General features: G+C 73.9%; 7 protein-coding genes. 2 read left to right on the top strand and 5 right to left on the bottom strand.

Annotated features, from left to right (window positions below):
- Window positions 1-119: 119 nt before the first annotated feature.
- The 4 genes from ACOJTC_RS31435 to ACOJTC_RS31450 all read right to left on the bottom strand — a co-directional run bounded on the left by ACOJTC_RS31435 (window position 120) and on the right by ACOJTC_RS31450 (window position 5,226).
- Window positions 120-350 (bottom strand): ferredoxin, encoded by a 231-nt coding sequence (locus ACOJTC_RS31435; protein WP_307826173.1) that lies wholly within the window; start codon window positions 348-350, stop codon window positions 120-122.
- Complete coding sequence (locus ACOJTC_RS31440; RefSeq protein WP_420119597.1) at window positions 347-1,570, bottom strand: cytochrome P450; 1,224 nt, start codon at window positions 1,568-1,570, stop codon at window positions 347-349. The genes ACOJTC_RS31435 and ACOJTC_RS31440 overlap by 4 nt, the downstream gene beginning before the upstream one ends.
- 180 nt (window positions 1,571-1,750) lie before the next feature.
- Window positions 1,751-2,611 carry a hypothetical protein gene (locus tag ACOJTC_RS31445; RefSeq protein WP_420119598.1) on the bottom strand — a complete coding sequence of 287 codons (861 nt, stop codon included), beginning with the start codon at window positions 2,609-2,611 and terminating at the stop codon, window positions 1,751-1,753.
- A 107-nt stretch (window positions 2,612-2,718) separates the two neighbouring features.
- Window positions 2,719-5,226, bottom strand: a complete 2,508-nt coding sequence (locus tag ACOJTC_RS31450; RefSeq protein ID WP_420119599.1) for a S8 family serine peptidase — start codon at window positions 5,224-5,226, stop codon at window positions 2,719-2,721.
- 139 nt (window positions 5,227-5,365) lie between these two features.
- Between ACOJTC_RS31450 and ACOJTC_RS31455 the strand changes: the two genes are divergently transcribed.
- Complete coding sequence (locus ACOJTC_RS31455; protein ID WP_420119600.1) at window positions 5,366-7,153, top strand: sigma-70 family RNA polymerase sigma factor; 1,788 nt, start codon at window positions 5,366-5,368, stop codon at window positions 7,151-7,153.
- Here ACOJTC_RS31455 and ACOJTC_RS31460 read toward each other — a convergent pair.
- The gene (locus tag ACOJTC_RS31460; protein WP_357935777.1) at window positions 7,150-7,737 is read right to left on the bottom strand and encodes a TetR/AcrR family transcriptional regulator; all 588 of its coding nucleotides are present in this window, start codon (window positions 7,735-7,737) and stop codon (window positions 7,150-7,152) included. The two genes, ACOJTC_RS31455 and ACOJTC_RS31460, sit on opposite strands and share 4 nt — an antisense overlap.
- Window positions 7,738-7,844: 107 nt before the next feature.
- Here ACOJTC_RS31460 and ACOJTC_RS31465 point away from each other — a divergent pair.
- On the top strand, window positions 7,845-8,693 hold an 849-nt coding region (locus ACOJTC_RS31465), incomplete at its 3' end, for an SDR family NAD(P)-dependent oxidoreductase (protein ID WP_420119601.1).

The following is an 8,693-nucleotide window of genomic DNA, read 5'->3' on the forward strand; positions in this document are numbered from 1 at the left end:
CCCCGGGGTTTCGAGCAAACCCGCGGTGTGGGGGCCCGGGGGGGTGGGGCCGGGGCCGGGGCGGGGCCCCCCCCCCCGGCGCGGCGTGAATGGAGGTGGCGGACGCCCACCCCGTACCGTCAGCCGATCCGGATCGCCCCCGCCGGGCAGAGGTCGACGGCCCGCTGGACGCGGTCGCGCAACGCGGCCCGCGGTGCGGGGTCGCGCAGCAGCACCAGGCCGTCGGTGTCGTCCTGGTCGAAGACCTCCGGGGCGGTCAGGACGCAGTTGCCCGCCCCGCAGCACCGCTCCCGGTCGACGGCCACCCGCGGCGTCGTCTCCGCCGGTAGCTGTCGTGGGGCGGGCGTCACCAGGTCACCGGGAGGGTGTCGAGGCCGAACACGATGGAGTCGTTGCGGGTGGTCAGCTCCTGCGGGTCCGCCGTGACCCGCAGGCCGGGGAAGCGGCGGGCCAGCTCCACCAGCGTGATGCGCAGTTCGGCGCGGGCGAGGGGTTGCCCGATGCACTGGTGCACCCCGAACCCGAAGGCGACGTGCTGGTGGGCCTCCCGGTACGGGTCGAACTCGTCGGGGTCGTCGAAGACCTCGGTGTCCCGGTTGGCCAGGGCGATCAGGGCGATCACCCCGTCGCCGGCCCGGATCGTCCGGCCGCCGATCTCGACGTCCTCGGTGGCGACCCGGAACAAGCCGGTCCGGACGATGCTGAGGTAGCGCAGCAACTCGTCCACCATCCCCGGCGCGAGTTCCGGCCGGTCGCGCAGGAGCGCCCACCGGCCGGGGTCGCGGGTCAGCAGCAGGACGCTCAGGCCGAGCATGTTGGCGGTGGTCTCGTGCCCGGCGACGAGCAGCAGCAGGGCCATCCCGACCAGCTCGTCGACCTCGAGTTCACCCGGCTCGACCCGGTCCCGGACCAACCGGCCCAGCAGGTCCTCCCCGCCGTCGGGACGGGCCCGCTTGGCGTCGACAAGCGAACGGAGGAATGCCCGTAGCTCCTGGGCGGCGTGCTGGAGCTGCTCCGCCGGCACCCGGCGGTCGAGCAGCAGACGGCTGCGCGACTGGAAGAACTCGTGGTCGGCGTAGGGGACGCCGAGCAGGTGGCAGATCACCTTGGACGGCAGGGGCAGGGCGACGGTCGACACGAGGTCGGCCGGCGGGCCGGCGGCGGCCAGGTCGGCCAGGGCCTCGTCGGCGGTCCGGTGGATCAGCGGTTCGATCCGCCGGACGTTCTTGATCATGAACTCGGCGGTCAGCATCCGCCGCAGGCGGGTGTGCGCCGCGCCGTCCATCTGGAGGAACGCGCCCCGGGAGTTCCGCACCGTCTCGGGGGGCAGCGGGCGCAGCAGCGGGAAGCCGGGGCGGTTCAGGTCGGAACTGAACGCCGGGTGGCGCAGCAGTTGGCGTACCTCGGTGTGCCGGCTGACCAGCCAGGCGGTGGCGCCGGTGGGCAGCAGCACCCGGGTCACCGGGCCGGGGTACCGCTGTCGTTCGGTGTCGTCGAGGAGGGTGAACGGGCTGTTCGGGGAGGTGGTCGGCGGCCAGGGAGGCAGTTCGGTCTGCGTGGACTGGGTCATGTGGAACATCTCCTGCCATGACGCTGAGTAGTCACATCGATTCGTGACGTTACTCACCGACCAGGGTCGACACAACCCTCGGCCATCCGACGGCCGGCGACGCCACCGGCCCCGCGGTCCCGCGCCGACGGGCGGCACGGGTCGCGGAGCCGGTGACAGGGCCTGGCGACGGTCGACGGCTCAGGTCGCGCAGACGGCGTACGCGCGCACCTTCCAGTTGCCGCTGAAACCGTTCTCGTCCTCGGCGGCGCGGACGGTCGCCGTGGTCGACGAGGTGGGCCGCATCTCGGTCAGCCGCACCTGGCCCTCGCCACCGACGATCTCACCGCCGACCCCGTGCAGGCTCTTGCCGGCCGGGCAGGTGGCGGTGACCGCACGGCTGGCCGTGGAGTTGTCGGCACTGTCCACGATCACCCGCTGCTCGCCGGGGAGCGGGTCGACACAGATCACCGAGGCGTCCACCGACCAGTTGCCCGCAAAGGAGTTGCCGGCCTCGACCCCCGCCACCGTCACGCTGGTCTGACCGATCCGCAGGTCCTCCAGGAGCACGTCACTCGCCCCCGAGCCGACGGCCGCGCCACCGCCGCCGATCGCCCGCTTGCCCACCGGGCAGAACAACTCCAGGAACTTCGGGTTGACCGAATTGACCGCCGAGTGGCCGGTCACCACCTCCAGCCCCGACGGTGCCGGGGCGCAGATCGCACTCGCGGTGAGCGACCAGTTCCCGGCGACACCGTTGGGGTCCTCCCGGCCGGTCACCGAGTAGAGCCCGGCGTTGGCCAGCGGCTGCACGATGTCCATGCCTACCTGGCCGAGCCCCGACCCGCTGATCGCGCCGCCACCGCCGATGACCGAGGTGCCGGTCGGGCAGACCGCGTTCTGCGACTTGGCGACGCTGTTGCTCGGCCCGACCGTCGTGCGGAACTGCAGGCCGGGCACCGCCGCCACCGGCCCGCTGAGCGCGACCTGCCCGAGCACGACCGCGCTCAGCAGGGCACCCCCCAGGGCTACCGTCCGCCGCGTCCACGTTTGTCCACGCATGGTGTTCTCTCCTTGAGTACGTACGGTCCGGGAACCGGCCGGTCCCCGGTCAGGGTCGGATCGGGGCGGGAGCCGGGCGGTGCCCGGCCCCCGCCGGTACGGGTCGGTCAGCCGACGAGGTGCTGGATGCGGACCGGCACGGAATCCGTGCCGACCAGCCCCGTCGCGTCGAAGACCTCCAGCCACACCGACCAGGTGGTGGTGGCGGTCCCGCTGGTCAACTGGGCCAGCGCCGCGGTGAACGAGGCACAGTTCTTCGGCGTGCCCTTGTCGTCGACGGGCTCGCCGGTGGGCACCCCGCCGCCCTGGCACAGCACCTGCTTGACGCCACCGTCGCCGTACGCGGTCCACCGGAAGCGGGTCCCCGCGACCGTGCCGTCCTCGGCGTCGGTGCCGGTCCCGGCGAACGCGACCGACTTCGGCCCGGCCTCCACCGTGGTCAGGTCCAGCGCCGTGGCCGGCTTGGTGATCGTGGCGGTCGGCCGGGACTGCCCGGCCGGGGCCGAGGTGACCGAGAAGGCGCGCTGCACGCTGGACCCGGCCGTCGCGAACGTCACCGTGTACGCCCCCGGCGTGACCGCGTTCGCCGGCAGCACCGCCTGGTGGCCGGTCTTCTCCAGGACCACCGTGTTGCCCCGGCGCACCGTCCAGGTCACCTGGGCGTCGGGGACCGGCCCGAACTCGTCCGGGTCGTTCGAGGTGCCGAGCAGCCCGACCGACTGCCCCGCGACGAGGGTCAGCCCCGCCGGCGGCGAGATGATGGCCACCTTCGTCGGGCTGTCCACCACCGTGACGGTCACCGACGCCGAGCCGGTACGCCCCAGACTGTCGGTGGCGCTGGCGGTGACGACGTGGGTGCCGGCCGACAGCGACGGCACGAACGTCTGCGACCCGGTCGCCAGCTCACCGTCGATGCTGCTGGTCCAGGTGAGCGGGATCTCCTTGCCCAGGAAGTCGGTCGCGGTGCCCCACAGGTCGACCGACTGGCCCACCGCGAACTTCTGCTTGGTCTTCGGGGTGCTGATGTTCACCGCCGGCTTGCCGACGGTCACGCCCAGCGCATCGGCGACGGCGGCCAGCGCGTCGACCCGGCGCTGACTGCCGGTCACCTTGCCGCCCAGCCCGCCGACGTGCGCGGTGTCGTTGAGGATCTGCCGGACCTGCTCGGAGGTGAGCGTCGGGTCGGCGGCCATCACCAGGGCGGCCACCCCGCCCACGAACGGCGAGGCGACACTGGTGCCGCAGGTGGTCTTCGTGGTGTTGACGGCCGGCGTACCCGGGTCGGTCAACCCCGGCACACACATCGGACCGTAGATCTCCACCGACGTGGTGAGGTCCTTGGTGCCCCAGTTCGACCCGCCGGCCACGGTCGCGTTCGTGTTCATCCCACCCACGCACATCACGTGGGTGCTCTCGCAGGGCACCCAGAGGGTGTCGCCGTCGACGTTGGTGCCGTTGTTCCCGGCGGCGGCGACGATCAGCGCGCCGGTGTCCCGGACGTGCTTCATCCGCCGGTCGGTCCAGGTGCGGGCATGGCTGACGCCGAGGTTCACGTCCCGGGTGAAGCTGAGGTTGACCACGTCCGGGTGGGTCGACTCGGCGGCCTTCTCCAGCCGCCGCAGGACCGTCCAGTAGTCGATGCCGTTGCGGACGGCGACCAGTTCCTGCACCACCGGCCCGGCCGGTCCGGCGGTGCCGTAGTCGTTGTCGACCCGGCCCATCCCGGCGAGCACCACGTCGGTGGCGTGCCACGGGCAGGGCGTGCCGCCGGTGCAGTCGTTGGTGTTGGTCTCGCCCCACTCCACCTTGTGCAGAGAGACCTTGCTCGGGAAGTCGGAGTTGAACTGGAACCCGCCGTCCTGCACCAGGTACTTCACCTGCTTGGTCAGCCTGCCCTTGCTCTCCAGAAGCTGCCAGGCCGGCGCGACCCCGACGTCCAGCGCGCCACCGGCCCGCATGAACGACCAGTCGAAGACGTTCTTGCCGATGTCCGGGGCCTCGAAGACCTGGCCGTCGGCGATACCGGACGGCTCCACCAGCCAGTCGAGGACCACTTCGGTGCCCGTCCGCCACTCGGCGGCGGCCAGCGCGAGCAGGCGCAGGGCCCGCTCGTCGCCGACCCGGAACCCGCCGGACTGGCGCGGTTCGGCGGCGAGCAGGTCGGCGACCAGCCCGGCCGGGTCGGCCTTGGCGACGTCCACCCGGACCAGGTGGTCCTGCCCCTCGGCGTCGGGTGCGAACGAGTCGAGCACCTGGCCGCCCCAGCGGGCCAGGAAGGCGTCCAACTCGGCCTGGCCGGCGGTCCGCACCATCACCTCGTCGAGGACCAGGCCGGCGGGCTTGCCGTCCGGCCCGGCCACCACGCCGATCTCCCGGTCGGTGCCGGTCCGACCGACCGGGTCGAGCCGCAGCCGGGGCGCGACCAGGCCCGGGTCGACCCGGAAGGCCAGCGGCTCGGCACTGGTGGCGTCGGTCGGCCCGGTCGGGCCACCCGGTGTGGGTGCGGCGCCGGCGTCCGTGGTCGCGACGAGTCCGGCGGCGAGCGTCGCCGCCACTACGGTGGTCAGGTACCGGCGGACGCGGGTCCGGCGGGTCGCGGAGCGTGTCGTTGTCATGGGTGTCTCCCGGTGTCGGCGGTGCGATGACACCGGTAGGAGCGCGCCGGGGTCGGCATGCCAACAGAAACTTCCCGGGGAATTTTTTCTTCGCTGTACTGGAACCGGTCGACGAGCGGTGGGGGCACGGATGAACGTGATGGCGCAGGACGACCGGGCGCTCGTCGAGGCGCTCCGGCGAGGTGACCGGATCGGCCTGGAGGGCATCTACCGGCGCTACGCCGACCGGCTCTACACGTACGCCCGGACGATGCTGCACGAGCCGGAAGCCGCCGCGGACGCCGTCCACGACGCGTTCCTCACCGCCGGCCAGCGCATCGACCAGCTCCGCGACCCGGACCGGCTGCGCTCCTGGCTGTACGCGATCGTGCGCAGCGAATGCCTGCGGCAGTTGCGGGAACGATCCCGGTCCGCGCCGCTCTCGGAGGCGGCCGAGCCGGTGGCCGACACCGGTGACCCGGCTGCCGGGGTCAACGCCGACCAGGTACGCGCCCTCGTGCACCTGGCGGTCGACGCGCTCAACCCCGGCGACCGTGAGGTGGTTCACCTGGCGATCCGCCACGACCTCTCCTCCGCCGACATCGGTACGGCCCTGGGGGTGCCCACGAACCACGCGCACGCCCGGCTGTCCCGGGCCCGGTCGCAGCTCGAACGGGCGCTCGGCACGCTGCTCGTCGCCCGCAGCGGGGCGCGGGACTGCCCGGCCCTGGCCGAGCTGCTCGGCGACTGGCAGGGCCGGCTCACCCCGGTCCTGCGCAAGCGGCTCGCCCGGCACATCGACGACTGCGCACGGTGCGGGCTGCTCCGGCGCGAACAGTGCAACCCGGCGGCGCTGCTGACCGCGTACACCGCGCCGGGGTTCCTGGTGGTGGCCGAGACGGTGTGGTCGCGTCTGGCCGAGGCGGGCTCCACCTCCGTGCAGGCCACCGCCGAGCTGCCGGCCGGCAGCGGTCCCGCCGCCGACCCGTCCGGGCCCACCGTCGGGAGCGACGCCACCGACGTCACCGCAGCCCACGGCCCCGCCGGGCCGACCCCTCCGGCCGGTCCCGATCCGTCGTCGCCGGCCGATCTGGCGTCACCGGCTGATCCGTCGTCGGCCGCCGGTCCGTCGTCGCCCGATGGTCCGACGCCCCCGGCCGATCCGATGTCGACGGAAGGGTCCTCCGGTGTCGCCGGTCGGTCGGATGCCGCCGGGCGGGGCGGGTCGGATCCGATCGGCGTCGCGGCGGCCCCGGTCGGCGCGGCGGCGACATCCACCGCGACCCGGACGGCGGGCGTCGCGGCCCGGGACCGCGACCGGCGGCGTCGGCGGCGGATGGCCGTGACCGCCGGGCTGTTGCTGCTCCTGGTGGTGGCCGGCACCTGGGCGGTGTCGGCGGCCGGGCGGGACGCCGGGCAGGTGTCGGTGACGTCCGGTGTCCCCACCGGTGCGGCGGCGGTCACGCCGTCCGTCGTCGCCACCGCAGGCCCGTCGGCCCGGACGACCCCGGGGCCCGACGCGAGCGGTGCCGGTGACCCGTCCGCGCCCGGCGGTGCACCGACCGGCACCGCGACAGGTGCCGTCCCGGGTCCGACGCCGGCACCCTCCCGGCCGTCGGCCGCTCCCCGCCCGACGACGGGTGCGCAGCTCGCCGCGCCCTTCACGGTGTCGGCCGACGCGCACGTCCGCTGCGGTGCGGACGCCTACGCCCTGGTCGTCCGGGCCACCGGCAGCGGTGCGCTCAGCAGCGCGCAGGTGCGGTACACCCCCGCCGGGGGCGTCCCGACGAGCCGGGCGATGACGGTGGACGGCTCGTCCGCCCGGGTGACCGTGGGTCAGCTCCGGGCGTCCGCCGTGACCTGGACGGTACGGGTGACCGCCGTCGACGGCAGGACCGCGCAGAGCCCGTCGTCCACGGTGGCCGACCCGTGTGTCCGGCCGGGCTAGGCGGGCGGGGGTGAACCCTGGTCGGGTGCGCGGACACCGGCGAGCAGCACGGCCAGGTACAGCTCGACCCGGTCGTCGGGCGCGCCGGCGATCCGGGCGGCGAACGCGGTGCCGCAGACCAGGTGCTGCAGGTCGTCCAGGGTGAGTCCGGGGCGTAGCTGACCGGCCCGCGTCGCCCGCTCCAGCACGGTCGCGGCGAGTGCGGCCAACTCCGCCCGGCGGGTGGTGGTCGGTGCGGTGGCGTCCTCGTCCGGGCTGGTCGCAAGCACTTCGGCGAGGGTCGGCTCGGTGAGCTGGCCGAGCAGGATGCTGCGCAGCAGTCGTTGCAGTCCCGCCCACGGATCGTCGTCGTGGCTCGCCGCCTGTGCCTGGTCGAGCAGGGCGGCGAAGGCGTCGGCGGCGAGCGCCTCCAGCAGTGCGCGCCGGGTCGGGAAGTGCCGGTAGACGGTGCCGACCCCGACCCCGGCCCGCCGGGCGATGTCGTTGAGCTGCAACGACAGGTCGCCCTCCGCCACCAGCGCGCGGGCGGTGGCCAGCACCCGGTCGCGGTTGCGCGCGGCGTCCGCGCGCAGTGTCGTCGTCACCGCGCCAGCCTAACCCAGCGGATTGCCCATCCGATCGGATTGACAATCCGTTTAATCCGGGCTTGAATCGGATAGGTAATCCACTCTTCTGTCGGAAGGCACTCGCCATGCATCGCGCACCCGGTTGGACCGCCGCCGATCTCACCGACCAGTCCGGCCGGACCTTCGTGGTCACCGGCGCCAGCAGCGGCCTCGGCACGGCGATCACCCGCCACCTGGCCGCCCGGGGCGGCCAGGTGGTGATGGCCGTGCGGGACACCGCCAAGGGCACCCGGGTCCGGGCCGAACTCCGCCGCGCCCACCCCCGGGCCGATCTCGTCGTCCGCCGGTTGGACCTGCTCGACCTGGATTCCGTCCACGCCTTCGTCGACGATCTCCACCGCGACGTCGACACGGTGGACGCCCTGGTCAACAACGCCGGCATCGGCACCGTCCCCCGACGGTTGAGCCCGCAGGGGGTGGAGAGCCAGTTCGCCACCAACCACCTCGGGCACTTCGCCCTCACCGTCCGGCTGCTGCCCACCCTGACCGTCGGCCGGAACCCGGTCGTGGTCACCGTCTCCTCCGGTCTCTACCGGCTCGGCCGGCTCGACCTGACCGACCTGGCCGCCGAACGCCGCTACTCCGCCGCCGGCGCCTACGCCACGTCCAAGCTGGCCAACGTGCTGTTCGGGCTGGAACTCGACCGCCGGCTGCGGGCCGCCGGCTCCCCGGTACGCAGCCTGCTCACCCACCCCGGGATGACCAGGACCGACCTCTCCCGGGACCTGCCGCCACTCGCCCGCCGGATCGAGACCGTGCTCGCGGGCCCGCTGCGCCGCCCACTCGACGAGGCCGCCGCCCCGATGCTCTTCGCCGCCACCGTCCCGACCGCGCCCACCGACCGGCACATCGGTCCCGGCCGACGCTTCCGCCGCGCCGAGCCCACCTTCGCGCCGTTGCGCGGCCGCGCCACC

This window comes from Micromonospora sp., from assembly GCF_048594385.1.
Classification (GTDB): Bacteria; Actinomycetota; Actinomycetes; order Mycobacteriales; family Micromonosporaceae; genus Micromonospora; species Micromonospora wenchangensis.